13 protein-coding genes are annotated in these 12,939 nt (G+C 69.5%); 1 reads left to right on the plus strand and 12 read right to left on the minus strand.

Features of this window, described 5'->3' with window-relative positions:
• Positions 1–8: 8 nt before the first annotated feature.
• From VF612_RS03670 to VF612_RS03720, 11 genes are all read right to left on the minus strand, one after another.
• On the minus strand, positions 9–962 hold the full coding sequence (locus tag VF612_RS03670; protein WP_408658493.1) for a hypothetical protein: 954 nt from the start codon (positions 960–962) through the stop codon (positions 9–11).
• A complete protein-coding gene (locus VF612_RS03675) occupies positions 959–1,522 on the minus strand; it encodes a TerD family protein (protein ID WP_408658494.1) in 564 nt (187 codons plus the stop codon). Before VF612_RS03675 ends, VF612_RS03670 begins: the two co-directional genes overlap by 4 nt.
• 68 nt (positions 1,523–1,590) lie before the next feature.
• Positions 1,591–2,100 (minus strand): hypothetical protein, encoded by a 510-nt coding sequence (locus VF612_RS03680; RefSeq protein WP_408658495.1) that lies wholly within the window; start codon positions 2,098–2,100, stop codon positions 1,591–1,593.
• Positions 2,101–2,158: 58 nt separating this feature from the next.
• Positions 2,159–3,388, minus strand: a complete 1,230-nt coding sequence (locus VF612_RS03685; RefSeq protein WP_408658496.1) for a toxic anion resistance protein — start codon at positions 3,386–3,388, stop codon at positions 2,159–2,161.
• Positions 3,389–3,427: 39 nt separating this feature from the next.
• On the minus strand, positions 3,428–4,138 hold the full coding sequence (locus VF612_RS03690) for a TerD family protein (protein ID WP_408658497.1): 711 nt from the start codon (positions 4,136–4,138) through the stop codon (positions 3,428–3,430).
• A 31-nt stretch (positions 4,139–4,169) separates the two neighbouring features.
• Positions 4,170–5,336 (minus strand): DUF475 domain-containing protein, encoded by a 1,167-nt coding sequence (locus VF612_RS03695; RefSeq protein ID WP_408658498.1) that lies wholly within the window; start codon positions 5,334–5,336, stop codon positions 4,170–4,172.
• Between the two features lie 65 nt (positions 5,337–5,401).
• The gene (locus tag VF612_RS03700) at positions 5,402–5,980 is read right to left on the minus strand and encodes a TerD family protein (RefSeq protein ID WP_408658499.1); all 579 of its coding nucleotides are present in this window, start codon (positions 5,978–5,980) and stop codon (positions 5,402–5,404) included.
• Positions 5,981–6,135: 155 nt separating this feature from the next.
• On the minus strand, positions 6,136–6,711 hold the full coding sequence (locus VF612_RS03705; RefSeq protein WP_408658500.1) for a TerD family protein: 576 nt from the start codon (positions 6,709–6,711) through the stop codon (positions 6,136–6,138).
• Between the two features lie 187 nt (positions 6,712–6,898).
• Positions 6,899–7,702, minus strand: coding sequence for an AIM24 family protein (locus VF612_RS03710; RefSeq protein ID WP_408658501.1), 804 nt, complete (start codon positions 7,700–7,702; stop codon positions 6,899–6,901).
• A gap of 431 nt (positions 7,703–8,133) precedes the next feature.
• The gene (locus VF612_RS03715; protein ID WP_408658502.1) at positions 8,134–8,493 is read right to left on the minus strand and encodes a hypothetical protein; all 360 of its coding nucleotides are present in this window, start codon (positions 8,491–8,493) and stop codon (positions 8,134–8,136) included.
• Positions 8,494–8,524: 31 nt separating this feature from the next.
• Positions 8,525–9,823: a hypothetical protein gene (locus tag VF612_RS03720; protein WP_408658503.1), complete on the minus strand. Its 1,299-nt coding sequence runs from the start codon at positions 9,821–9,823 to the stop codon at positions 8,525–8,527.
• A gap of 257 nt (positions 9,824–10,080) precedes the next feature.
• Between VF612_RS03720 and VF612_RS03725 the strand changes: the two genes are divergently transcribed.
• Positions 10,081–12,039, plus strand: coding sequence for a glycoside hydrolase family 3 N-terminal domain-containing protein (locus VF612_RS03725; RefSeq protein WP_408658504.1), 1,959 nt, complete (start codon positions 10,081–10,083; stop codon positions 12,037–12,039).
• A 30-nt stretch (positions 12,040–12,069) separates the two neighbouring features.
• On the opposite strand, the gene VF612_RS03730 is transcribed toward VF612_RS03725, so the two are convergent.
• Entirely contained in the window at positions 12,070–12,852 is a 783-nt protein-coding gene (locus VF612_RS03730; protein ID WP_408658505.1) for a DUF5995 family protein, read from the minus strand.
• Positions 12,853–12,939 lie beyond the last annotated feature (87 nt).

Raw genomic sequence — 12,939 nt, forward strand, 5'->3', positions numbered from 1 at the left:
TCAGCCTCTCAGGCCACTGGAGTGCGGTCGTCCAGCCAGCTGATCCGGTCGAAGCCGTAGGCCTGGACGGCGTTGCGGATGGAGCCGGTGAAGTCCTCCATCTCGGCGCGTACCACGAACTCGCCGTGGACGTTGTAGATCGACAGCAGCACGGTCACGCCGCCGGACGGTGGCCGGTCCAGCGGAAGCTCCACCCGGGCGCCACCGGCCGTGCCGAGAACCAGCGTGCCACCCCAGTTCAACTGGCTGCCGGACTCGGAGAAGCCGTAGACGACCAGCCGGTCCAGGTGCCGGCTCTGCCGAAGGTCCACCATCAGCCGCTCGTACTGCTCGGCCCTGGCGACGATCACCGGCCGCCGCGAATTGCGCGGAGCGGTGGCTATGCCGCCGACCCGCGACACCAGCGAGCTGTGGCCATCGGCCAGCTCGTAGGCGGCGCCGATCCGCAGATCGCCGACCGCCGGTGAGCAGGCCGCCTCGATGGTCAGGACGCCGATGCCGCTCTGCAGCCGATTGAGGGTGATCGTCGGCGCCTTGGGGGTGAGCAGCGTCCGTTCGCCGGAACGGGCGCGGGGCAGCGGGCGGGCGACCCGCCGGGACGTGGCGGGAGAAGCGGCCGGAGCAGCGGACGGTGGGGTGGCGGCCGGCCGGGCAGCCGGAGCAGCGGGCCTCGACAGGTCCAGGCTCGACGACCCGGTAGCCGCCGGCGCCGCAGGCCGGGCATTAGGCCTCGACAGGTCCAGGCCCGACGACCCGGTAGCAGCCGGCGCGGCTGGCCGGGCAGCCGGCGCCGCAGGCCGGGCAGCCGGCCTCGACAGATCCAGACCCGACGCCCCGGTAGCGGCAGGCTGGGCAGCAGGCACCGCAGGCTGGGCAGCCGGCCGGAATCGGGCACGGTGCCGGAGGAACGGCAGGTCGGTCCGCGCCGGCGCCCGGTCCGGAGCGGAGACGTCGATGTTCACAACGTGATCCCGTAGTCCTTGGCCAGGCCCGCGATGCCGGTGGAGTACCCCTCGCCGATGACCTTGAACTTCCAGTCGCCCTGATGGCGGTACACCTCGCCCAGCGTCATAGCGGTCTCCCCGTCCAGCGCCCTGGCCAGGTTCTCCGACCGGACCAGCTCGGCATTGTCAGCCAGGTTGAGCACCCGCAGGACGCACTCGCGCAGCCGTCCCAGGCTCCGGCGCAGCCCCATGCCCTCGTTGAGGTACATCACCACGACGATTCGCCGTACCTGCGGTGGCACCGCGTCCAGCTGGATCTCGATCTGCTCGGAATCCCCTCCCATCGCCTTCTCCAGCTGGCTGACCGTCATCGAGGGCTCGGTGAGCTGGTTGAAGAACACGAAATGCTCGTCCGAGAGCGCCTTGCTGTGCTCGTCGCAGAGGATGGTGGCGACCACCAGGTTGTCGGTCAACGCGGTCTCGGCGCCGGCGTCCCAGCGCACCCCCAGCACCAGGCCGGTGAGGCTGGGTATCTCGCGGGTCAGGGCGACGTTCGAGCCGCGCTTCATGGTCGCCATCTACCGGCCTGCCTTCACAGGTCCGCGATTCCGGTTCGCTGCCACCGGTCTGCCGTTCCGGTTGCCCTTCACAGGTCCAGGTCCGATCCGGAGAACTTGGTCCGCAAGAAGCTGCCCTGGCTCAGCAGCGCGTCGGCGTCCTGCGCCTGAGCGGCGATGAGCAGGCTGGTCGCGGCGTCCAACAGCGCGTCCAGCTGTTCCTGCAGGGACTGGACCGGGGTACGGCCGGACGGCCGGGGCACCGTCAGCTGAGCCTGGTCGAGGGCCAGGAAGCTGCGCAGCGTGGTCGGCAGGTAGTCCTGCAGGATGCCCTGGATCGAGATCACCGCATAGATGTCGAGCGGGCGGATCTCGGAGGTGTCGACGACCTCGCGCAGCACGTCGGTCACCCGCCGCGCGGTCACCACCGACTCGCCGGGCAGCCGGCCGGAGTTCTGGTTGATGAACCGGTTGAGCTGGGCCAGGTTGCTGCGCAGCGTGGCCGGATCATCGCCGTCGGCGGGCGGTCCGGGCGCCGATGGGTCCGGCGCCGGAGCAGGCGCGGCCGGTGGCGGCAGCAGCTTCCGGAACCAGGTCATGGTGGTCCACTTCGTCGTACGGAGAATGCCTGACTCTGCCATTCTCCTCCGGCGGCGCTCAGCCGCTCAGCTCCCCGCGGCGGGTGCGCTCGAGGTAGGGCTTGGCTCGCTCGATCTGCCCCTGCAGCGCGTCCACGGTCGCCGCCATCGAGTCCGCGGCCTGGGCCCGGAAGGTGTCCAGCGCGTCCATGGTCGCGAAGACGTTGTCGAAGGCGGCCTGCAGCTTGGCGACCTCGATCGTGGAGGAGGCGGCCTGCTGGTTGATCTGGCCGCCCTGGATGCGCAGCTGCTCCGACGTCCGCTCGATCAGGTCCGAGGTGGTCGCGTTCAACGCGGTGATCTGCTCCAGCACCAGCTTCTGCCGCGACAGCGCCTGCGAGACGATGATCGCGGTCCGCAGCGCCGCGATCGTGGTGGTCTGAGCCCGGTCGACGCCCTTGATGAGCTCGATGTTGTTCTTGCGCACCAGGTCCAGCGCCATGTACCCCTGCACCGCCACGGCCATCTGGGTCATGAGGTCCTGCCGCCGCTGCCGGATCGGGAACAGCGCGTCGGCCTTCAAGGCCTCGGCCTGCTTGGTCTGCCCGGCCGCCTGCAGCTGGGCGATCTTCTCCTCGACAGCCGCGTCGAGGGCGCCGGCCAGCTCGTTGTACTCGCTGAGCTTGCCCATGGTGGCCCACATGTTGGCCTTCTCGGTGTCGATGGCCGCGTTGTCCTTGCGCAGCTCGTCCTGACCTGACTCCAGCGCCTTGATGATCGCGTTGAGCTGGGTCTGCGCCGACTCGTACTTTTGGAAGTATCGCTGCACCTTGTCACCGCCCGGCAGGAACTTCAGGACCTTCTTCACCCCGGTAAGGTCGGCCCGGTTCGGGTCGAGCTCGGTGACGGTCTGGCGCAGCTCGCCCAGGGTGCTGGCCACCCGGGACTGGGCATCGGCGCCGCCGCGACCCTTGCTGGCGTTCAACGCCGCGGCCGGCCGGTCCAGCATCCGGTTGGAGACGCTGGCCGCAGCGCGCATGTCCTGCTCGCCCATCGAGGTGATCGCGTTGACCTTCTCGGTGAACGCCGGTGAGTTGGCGTCCACGCTGGCCAGCTCCTGGGCGAAGGACTGGGCCCGGGACCGCAGCTCGAGCTGGCGGGCGTTGTCGAGCGGCACCGCTCCGACGGCCTGCTCCTTCTCCACCACGACCACCGGCGGCGGAGGCGCCAGCACCAGCGCGTTGCCAGCCGGCTGGCCGCTGGGGCTGGCCGCCGAGGTAGCGCTCGAACCGAGGTCGAGGTCAGACATCTGGGAGCTCCTTCTGGTCGGCAGGGTGCAGGGCGAACGTTACTTGCGCCCGGGCGCCCAGTTCATCCCCCAACCGTAGGCGCGGTCCAGCGCGCTCTGGCTGCCGTCGATGTAGTTGACCTCGCGGCGGACCGAGAGCTCGCCGTTGCGGCTCTCCAGCAGGGCGATGCCGCAGATCCGGGCGCCGTCGCGGGTCTCGTCCAGCCGGACCTCTACCTGCGGGCCGTTGGCCGGGAACAGCGTCACGACGCCGTCGGCAGCCGCCCAGTTCGCCGCCCCCTGGTAGATCAGGGCGAACACCAGCACCCGCTTGATCTGATTGGCGTAGCCGAGGTTGATGAACAGGTTCTCGCCGTCGGACTTGGTGCCCGAGCGGTCATCGCCGTCCAGCCGGATGACCGGCTCGGACACCCCGCGGGGGCTGGCCGCGAAGGCGTTGCCGAGCGCCTGCACCACGCCCTTGGTGCCGTCGGTGAACTCGTACAGGCACCCGAGATCGAGGTCGAGGGTGGGCGCCGAGCGCTTGAACAGCCCGCCGCCGCCCCCGCCGGCCTTGGCGTTCCAGTTCAGGTTCACCCGCAGCATGCCGCTCGAGGAGCCCTGCTTGGTCAGCGACACCGTCGGGGCCGACTTCGTCAGGGTCACCTTGGACAGCGACACCGGGGCGCCGCCGGAAGGCGGGGCAGCCGGGGCCGCCGGAGCAGCCGGGGCGGCCGGAGTGGCCGGGCGCTTGGTGTAGTCGATTCCCATGTCAGTCTGCTTTCTGTTCGCTGGGGCGATCTCAGACCGCGGCCGTGGCCGGGTCGAGATCGGGAGAGCCGGTACTGGACGGGGTGTTGTCCTCGCGCCGGTTGCGGCGGACCGAGGACACCAGCGCCGCGGCGATGAAGCCGACCCCGATCAGGCCGGTGACCACCTCGGGGATGTGGAACTTGATGGTGAGCAGCAACAGCACCGCCAGCGAGCCGATCGCCCACAGCGCCCCGTGCTCGAGGTAGACGTACTCGGCCAGCGTGCCCTTGCGCACCAGATAGACCGTCAGAGACCTGATGTACATGGCGCCGACGCCCAGGCCGATGGCGATGATGATCGGGTCGGAGGTGATGGCGAAGGCGCCGATCACGCCGTCGAAGCTGAACGAGGCGTCCAGCACTTCGAGGTACAGGAACGAGAAGAAGGCGGCCTTGCCGGTCTTGAGCGCAAGCTCGCCGTTGGCCTTCGCGGCGCTCCTGGGTGGCACCTCACGCGAAGGAGCGGGCAGCAGTTCCGAGCCGGACTCGTCCTCTGGGTCGACGTGGGGCACCTCGTGCTCCTCGAGCATGCTGCTGAGCCCGTTCACCAGGATGTAGGTGATCATGCCCAGCACGCCGGACATCAGGACGGTGGCCACCTTGTCCTCCGGAGCGAGCTGGGTCGCCGCCAGCAGCAGCAGCACGCTGGCCACCACGACCCCGAGCATGTCGAGCTTGCCCATCCGGCCGAGCGGGCGCTCCAGCCAGCTCAGCCAGGTGATGTCGCGCTCTTCGAAGATGAAGTCGAGGAAGAGCATCAGCAGGAACATGCCGCCGAAGGCCGCGATCGCCGGGTGCGCCTCGTTCAGCAGGTAGGCGTAGGTGCCCGGCTCGTCCGCGGGGCCCTTATCCAGGGCAAGCGACACCGCCTCGGTCGGCGACAGGTGCGCGGTGATCCCGACGATGAGCAGCGGAAAGACCAGCCGCATGCCGAAGACGGCGATCAGGACGCCGAGGGTCAGGAACAGCTTCTGCCAGAACGGGCTCATCCTTTCCAGCACGGTGGCGTTCACGACGGCGTTGTCGAAGGAGACCGAGATCTCCAGGACGATCAGGATCGCCGCGATCGCCAGTCCGGCCGGACCGCCGTACAGGAACGCCAGCAGCAGGCCGATCGCGGTGACCCCGAACGACCAGCCGAAAATCCTCAAGACCATGAAAGCTTCGCTATCTGTAGGCAACCGGGCCTCGAACCTCGGTTGGATGGGGTGGCTTGCATCAATCAGCCCACGTTGACGCCGTAGTCACGTGCGATACCGGCCAGGCCGGAGGAATAACCCTGGCCGACCGCCCGGAATTTCCAGTCCCCGGAACGGCGGTACAGCTCACCGAAAATCATCGCCGTCTCGCTGGAGGCGTCCTCGGACAGGTCGTAACGAGCCAACTCGGCGCCGTCTGCCTGGTTGATGACGCGGATGAAGGCGTTGCGGACCTGGCCGAAGTTCTGCTGGCGGCTGTCGGCGTCATAGATCGACACCGGAAACACGATCCGGTCCACCTCGGGCGGCACCCGGCTCAGGTCGACCTTGATCTGCTCGTCGTCGCCCTCGCCCTCACCGGTCAGGTTGTCGCCGGTGTGCTCCACCGAGCCCTCCGGGCTGGCGAGGTTGTTGAAGAACACGAAGTGCTCGTCGGAGAGGATCCGGCCGGACGCAGCAAGCATCAGGGCGCTGGCGTCGAGGTCGAAGGCCTGGCCGCTGGTCATGCGCTCGTCCCAGCCCAAGCCGATCACGACCGCGGACAGGCCCGGGGCCTGCTTGGTCAGCGAGACGTTGCCGCCCTTGGCGAGGCTGACTCCCATGGAACTCCTTCCTACCCACCGCACGAGCCGGCCTGGACAGGGACGGCCGGGCGTCCTAACTGTCCCAGGCCGTCCCAGCCGCCCACAATCGTCCTAAACCCGATCGAGCCTCACGCGGCCGGGCCCGGCCGCGTGAGGATGACCCGCGCTGTCGATCAGACGTTGACGCCGTAGTCCCGGGCGATGCCGGCCAGGCCGGAGGTGTAGCCCTGGCCGACGGCGCGGAACTTCCACTCGGGGCCGTTGCGGTACAGCTCGCCGAACACCATCGCGGTCTCGGTCGAAGCGTCCTCGGACAGGTCATAACGGGCCAATTCGGAATTGTCGGCCTGGTTGACCACGCGGATGAAGGCGTTGCGGACCTGACCGAAGGTCTGGCCGCCGGCTTCGGCGTTGTAGATCGAGACCGGAAAGACGATCTTGTCGATCTCGGCCGGGGCGCCGGCAAGGTTGACCTTGACCTGCTCGTCGTCGCCCTCGCCCTCACCGGTCAGGTTGTCGCCGGTGTGCTCCACAGCGCCGTCGGGGCTGGCGAGGTTGTTGAAGAAGATGAAGTGCTTGTCGGACAGGACCTTGCCGTTCGTGCCGCAGGCGATCGCGCTGGCATCGAGGTCGAAGTCCTGGCCGTCGGTGGTGCGCGCATCCCAGCCCAGGCCGACCGTGACCGCGGTCAGGCCGGGCGCTGCCTTGGTGAGCGAGACGTTGCCGCCCTTGGTGAGGCTGACTCCCACGAGAAACTCCAGGTGACTAGAGGAAGGCCCCGGGGCCTTCATGGCCGATCATCGCCGCCCGGAGCGGACGGCGAGGTTCATGCTAGTGAGACGAGCAGGGCAGCTGGGAAGTTCCGCCACGTGTGGCCGCTGTAATGATGAGGTAAGACGTCGCTGTGAAGGTGTGGTTGATAGGCCGCGCCAGGTCTCACTCGGTGCTGCCGGAGAACAACCCGCCCATTCCAGCCCCGGTCTTGCGGTCGCCGGCGCCCATGTTCTTGCGCAGCGCCTTGGCCAACCCGTCGATGGTCATCGACTGCAGGATCACCGAGCCGTTGCCGGTCAGTGTGGCCACCGACATGCCCTCGCCGCCGAACGCCGCGTTCATCACCCCGGCCCGGTTGAGCGAGCCCACCCGTTCGACGCCGTAGGAGATCCGGTGGTCCCAGGCGACCACGCAGCCGGTGTCCACCTTGAGCCGGCCGCCGTAATCGGCCGGATTGATGTCGATGAAGTTGCCCGCGCCGGCGATGATCAGGCTGCCCCGGCCGGTGAACTTCTCCAGCACGAACCCCTCGCCACCGGCGAAGCCCTGCCGCAGGCCCGAGAAGGCGATGTCGAAGTTCACCCCCGCCTCAGCGGCGACGAAGGCATCCTTCTCGGCGAACCAGGTGGTCTGGCCGTCCAGTTCGAGCACCCGCATCTCGCCGGGCAGCACCCCGGCCAGGGCCAGCAGGCCGTCGCCGCCGGTGGTGGTGAAGTGGCAGAACGCGAACGATTCGCCCGCCAGCACCCGCTTGCCGACGTCCATCGCGCCGCGCAGCACGCCACCCAGACCGCCGGCCGCCGCAGGCTGCCCGGCTCCGGTGGGCGCGGTGAGCTTGGTCTCCATCGTCACGTCGCCCGAGCTGAACAGGAACTTGCCCGCCTCGCTGTAGACGGTCTGGCCCGGCCGCAGCTGGACGATCGCCATCTGCATGGCGGTGCCGCTGATCTGCACGTCGAGACTCATCCCAATTCCTCCCTGACACCGACGACCGGGTTGTCCTGCGGCCCGGTCGTACCGGCGGTCGAGCCCGGAACAGCCGCACCCGACGCCGAGTCTGGCGCCTTCAGCCGGGGGCCCGCTGACCGGCGGCGCGGCTGGCGTCGGCTCCGGCAGCGGCCGGGCCAGCACCTTGTCGAGGCGAGTTGCGAGATCCGGATTTCTCCCTTGGAGAACAAGCGCATTTGCGGATTGCTGCACGCGCGAAATATCTGCGACATCCACCGTTGACCTTGCGGCCGTTCGGCGGGGCGTTAGAACATTGGCCAGGTGTACCGCACGAGGATCTATGTCAGCCACGCCAGAACGCCGACCGGCAAGAGCCGGCACACCTGACGATCACGACGTGAACCAGCTTCTCGCGGGCCCGCGCGGTCGGCGCCGGGCCCGTGGGTCGGTCAGTTGCTGATCAGCCGCTCCGCGTGGTCCCGCTCGGCCTCGCTGACCTCCGCCGGTGCGCTGTGCCGGAGCTGCCAGCGGGCGTTCGGCCCGTCCGGTCGGGACAGCTCACCGGCTCTGAGCGCCTGCTCGATCCGGCGATGGACCTCCTCGGCATGGCCGGGCTCGGCCGCGAACAGGGTCCGGATCCGCACCGTGTCGCCGTCCCGGTCGGCGGAGGTGTGATGCGGCGCCAGCGGGCACGGCGGCTGATGTTCCCAGTGCCCGCACAGGGCGACGGTGATGGCCGCGCCCGGAGCGCCGTCGTCCCCGGCGGCCGGCATCACCAGTTCGGCGTCGTGGGCGAAGGCTCGGCGCATGAGGCGAGTGTGCCGCGCGCGTAGGGAGTTGTCACGGCCGGGGGGTTGGCCGGCAACACGTCTTGGTCAGCGCCTGGGCGACGGCCAGCGCTTTGGCGGCGGACAGCGATGTGGCAGCGACCGTGGACGCCGGCCGGGCCCGAGGCGCCGGCCGCACGACGAGCTGGCTGAGGCCAGGCAGCGATATGCCGAGCGGGCTCACCGCGGCGGTTCGGGGGTTGATGACCGACACCGTGCCGGCGGGGGCGACGGTGAACAACCAGGCGCTGTCGGGCGAGAAGACCATGGCGCCGTTCAGGGCGTCCTGGTTGACGAGCTGGTTGGGAAGCCGGCGCACGCGGTTGTGGACGAGGTCGATCAGAGAGAGGCCGACGACTCCGTTCGGACCGGCGGTCGTCACCGCGGCAGTCGAGCCGTCAGGTGAGATCACCCCTCGCCAGTCGCGGCTCAGCGCGCCCTCTGCCACGGTCCGGCGCTGGCCGTTCGCCCGGCTGATCGACACGGTTCGGCAGCGGTAGCGCTCGTCGCACTCGACCGCCAGCCACCCGGTGGGGCCGACGGCCATCAGCGCGCCGGTGCTGATCCGGCGCACGCCGCCCGGGCGGGCGTCGTACACGCCGCCGATTCCTGTGTACAGCAGGTAGCCGCCCCCGTCGGCAACTGCCTCGAAGGAGGAGTTCCCGGCCGGGACCGGGATGTACTGGGGGAGCCGCTGGCCGTCCAGGGTGGTCAGGGCCATCACCGGCTGGTGATCGTCGGCCGGCCGGACCCACATCCGGTCCGGCGACGGTCCTGGGAACACCGGGCCGTTCACGTTGAGCAACGGGGACATCTCCTCGGCCGGCCGGCCGTCCCGCACGAGGTAACCGGGCACATGGTCCAGCGGCCGGATGACCACCCGGTCCGAGCCCGCCACCAGGTACACGGCCCCGCCACTGCGCAGGTCGGGAATCACCGTCCGGGTGATCCGGCCGGCGGCCGGCTCGATCCTGACCAGGACGCCGGGACCGCGGCCGAACAGCTCCCACTTGGCGGTCGTGTTCAGCAGCGGACGGCCCAGCTCGGTGACCGAGACGGCCGCCAGCGGTGGCTGTGCGGCCGCGGGCGCCAGCGGAGTCGAGGAAGCCGGCGCGGGTCGCGCCGTCGAGGCGGCCGGATCCCGGCGCTCGAGGTTCAGCACCGCGACCACGACAGCGATGACGACTCCGGTGACCGCCAGCGTCAGCCATCTGGGCCAGGGCCGGCGCGGCGGAGCGGTCCCGCCCACGCCGTCCGCGGAGCTGACATCGAGCCAGTCGATGTCGTCGGCGTAGGCGTCGTCGCGGCCCATGCCTCATTCTGGACCGTCGAGCTTCTAATCGGGTGACGATTGCGGATCGATCGACGGCACTCGAAGCGGGAATCGTCTGGTCGGACTTGCTAGGCGATAGTTGGACTTGCCGGGCAATTGTTGAACTTGCCGGGCAAACACCGTCCCTGGCAGCTGCGGGGGACTACTGTTCGGGCGCACCCCTCGCGTGTCCATGCTCGCAACATCTTTCGTCGGCAGGATGCCTGTTGGGCTGCAGGGCAAGGAAGGCGGCGGACATGAGGCGTCAGCGAGTGACCTGCAGGGTGGCGCTGGTGGTGGGTGTCAGCGCCGTGGTCGTCGGGATAGGAGCCGCTTCGGCGGGCGCTGTGCTGGTGGTCGAAGGTCCGGCCGCCCTCGTGACGGCAGCTGTCTCGAGGCCGGTCCATGCGGCGTTGGTGTCCACGAGTGTTCCGGCGTCGGGTGCGCAGGCCCTGTTCAACTCGATGACCGAGGCGCAGCGGATCGGCCAGCTGTTCATGGTCGGAGCCGCCGCGACCGGCCCGAGCGCTGCGGCGCTGTCGGCGATCAGCGACCACCACGTCGGCAATGTGATCCTCACCGGGCGCAGCTCGCTCGGCGTCGCCGCCACCCGCGCGATCGCCAACCGCTTGCAGGCCCGCGCCACGTCCTCGGCCACCCGCGGCGTTCCGCTGTTCGTCAGCTCCGATCAGGAGGGCGGCTACGTCCAGGTGCTGTCGGGCGCCGGGTTCTCCACCATTGCGCAGGCGCTGACGCAGGGCGGCTGGTCCACCGCGACGCTGCAGTCCGCCGCCCGGCAGTGGGGCGGCCAACTCGCGGCGGCCGGCGTGAACATGAACCTGGCGCCGGTGACGGACACGGTGCCGGTCGGTCAGGCCAACCCGCCGATCGGGTACTACAACCGCGAGTACGGCCACACTCCGGAGGTCGTCGGCCCGCACGGCGCGGCGGTGGTCCGGGGAATGGCGCTGGCCGGCGTCACCACCACGGTCAAACACTTCCCGGGCCTCGGCCGGGTCGATGGGAACACCGATACCACCGCCGGCGTCACCGACTACGTCACCACCCCCGATGACGCCTACCTGGCGCCGTTCCGGGCCGGGATACAGGCGGGCGCGGCCTTCACGATGATGTCCTCGGCCTACTACCAGCTGATCGATCCGGATCGCCCGGCCGCGTTCTCCCCCGCCATCATCGGCGGAATCCTGCGCGGGCAGCTGGGGTTCCGGGGCGTGGTGATCAGCGACGACCTAGGACGGGCCGCGCAGGTCGCGGCGTGGTCCCCCGGCGAGCGCGCCGTCAAGTTCCTCGATGCCGGCGGGGACATGGTGCTGACCGTCGATGCCGGCCTGATCCCGGTCATGGTCAACGCGGTGTCGGCCCGAGCCGCGAGCAGCCCCTCCTTCCGGGCCAAGGTCGACGCGGCAGCGTTGCTGGTGCTGAAGACCAAGCAGGCACGCGGGCTGCTCTCTGAGGTGGCGGCTGCTGTCAGCGACGCCGATTTCAACGGGGACGGGCGCGCTGACCTTGCCGTCTGGCGGCCGTCGAGCGGTGTGTGGTTCGTGCGCGGCTTCCCGGCGGTGCCGTGGGGCAATACCGGCGACATTCCGGTGCCTGGTGACTACAACGGCGACGGGCGGGCCGACCTGGCGGTCTGGCGGCCCTCGACGGGGACCTGGTTCGTGCGCGGGATGCCGGCGGTGGTGTGGGGGCGGGCCGGGGACTTCCCGGTGCCCGGTGACTACAACGGCGACGGCCGGGTGGATCTCGCCGTCTGGCGGCCCTCGACGGGGACCTGGTACGTGCGGGGCATGCCGACCGTCCAATGGGGAACCAGCATCGCCATCCCGGTGCCCGGTGACTACAACGGCGACGGCCGGGTGGATCTCGCTGTGTGGCGACCCGCCACCGGCGCCTGGTACGTCCGTGGCCTGCCCGCCGTGTCGTGGGGCCGAACCGGGGACGTCCCGGTGCCCGCGGATTACAACCGGGATGGCGGCGCTGACCTTGCCGTCTGGCGTCCGTCGACCGGCGCCTGGTACGTCCGCGGCCTGCCGACCGTGGTGTGGGGACGGACCGGCGACCTGCCGGTGCCGGGCGACTACGACGGCGACGGCTTCACCGACCGCGCAGTCTGGCGGGCCGCGACGGGCACCTGGTACGTCCGCGCCTGGGAGACCGTCCAGTGGGGGCTGCCGGGCGATATCCCGCTCTGACTGGAGCAGCTGGGCCGTTGAGAAGACGAATTACGCGGGCCGGGCCGCAGCAAGCACCGGCGAGTGGTGGCAGCACGTCGAGGTCTCATGGTGGGCCCGCCGGGCGAGCGGAACCAGCAGGCACTGCCCCACCAGCGCCACCGCGTGATCCAGCGCGGCCTCGCACCGCGCACGCAGGGTGGGATGGTTGCGCAGTCGCCACAAGATCTCGGCATCGTGCCAGGCCGCCTGGCGTGCTGCGGCGATGCTCCAGCGGTTGAACCGGTCGTCCTTGGTCCCGAGCGCATCGTCCATGTGCTGCAGCAGGTCGTTCTCGTACGAGCGGCGCATGTCCGGCTCGAGCGCGCCGAGTAGGTCGTTCACTCGGTTGAAGTCGGCGGCCAGCGTCGGGTCGCGCGGGTCTGCGTCGAGCGCGGTGAACGTTTCGCCGAGCGCCAGGACGAGATCGTGATTGATGTGTGCGTTCATGCCGGCCAGCGCGAACTGCAACGGAACTTGGTGAGGCGAGCGCCTCAGCCGCCACAAGACGTCCCAGCATCGCGGCAGCGAGGCGCCGGTGGCCGACCGGTTGTAGGCATCGAAATAGCGGTTGACGAAACTGAGGTCGAGCTGGTCGATGAAGGCCGGGTTCGTGAAGTACCCGGTGAGGGTAGCCTCGTGGATCGCCTTGATAACGCTGAGGTACATCGTGTTGAACGGCGACATGCCATCGTCCGGAGCCAGCCATGAGGTCAGCGAGTCGATGCGTTCGATGGCTTCATCCACTGACGCGACGGGTGTTTTGCCGAAGGCGTAAGTCAGATCAGTGTTCATGTGGTCTCCACAGAAGGTGCGACACGGACGGGGCACTGTGGCCGGAATGCAGCAAGAACAGCAGGCAGGGAAGGCATCAGTCGGATC

Origin of the sequence: Jatrophihabitans sp., from assembly GCF_036388195.1 — a bacterium.
Classification (GTDB): domain Bacteria; phylum Actinomycetota; class Actinomycetes; order Mycobacteriales; family Jatrophihabitantaceae; genus Jatrophihabitans_A.

Coding starts and splice junctions, on each gene's coding strand:
- VF612_RS03675 (WP_408658494.1), bottom strand. CDS start 1,522: ATGGCGACCATGAAGCGCGGCTCGAACGTCGCCCTGACCCGCGAGATA.
- VF612_RS03680 (WP_408658495.1), bottom strand. CDS start 2,100: ATGACCTGGTTCCGGAAGCTGCTGCCGCCACCGGCCGCGCCTGCTCCG.
- VF612_RS03685 (WP_408658496.1), bottom strand. CDS start 3,388: ATGTCTGACCTCGACCTCGGTTCGAGCGCTACCTCGGCGGCCAGCCCC.
- VF612_RS03690 (WP_408658497.1), bottom strand. CDS start 4,138: ATGGGAATCGACTACACCAAGCGCCCGGCCACTCCGGCCGCCCCGGCT.
- VF612_RS03695 (WP_408658498.1), bottom strand. CDS start 5,336: ATGGTCTTGAGGATTTTCGGCTGGTCGTTCGGGGTCACCGCGATCGGC.
- VF612_RS03700 (WP_408658499.1), bottom strand. CDS start 5,980: ATGGGAGTCAGCCTCGCCAAGGGCGGCAACGTCTCGCTGACCAAGCAG.
- VF612_RS03710 (WP_408658501.1), bottom strand. CDS start 7,702: ATGAGTCTCGACGTGCAGATCAGCGGCACCGCCATGCAGATGGCGATC.
- VF612_RS03715 (WP_408658502.1), bottom strand. CDS start 8,493: ATGCGCCGAGCCTTCGCCCACGACGCCGAACTGGTGATGCCGGCCGCC.
- VF612_RS03720 (WP_408658503.1), bottom strand. CDS start 9,823: ATGGGCCGCGACGACGCCTACGCCGACGACATCGACTGGCTCGATGTC.
- VF612_RS03725 (WP_408658504.1), top strand. CDS start 10,081: ATGAGGCGTCAGCGAGTGACCTGCAGGGTGGCGCTGGTGGTGGGTGTC.
- VF612_RS03730 (WP_408658505.1), bottom strand. CDS start 12,852: ATGAACACTGATCTGACTTACGCCTTCGGCAAAACACCCGTCGCGTCA.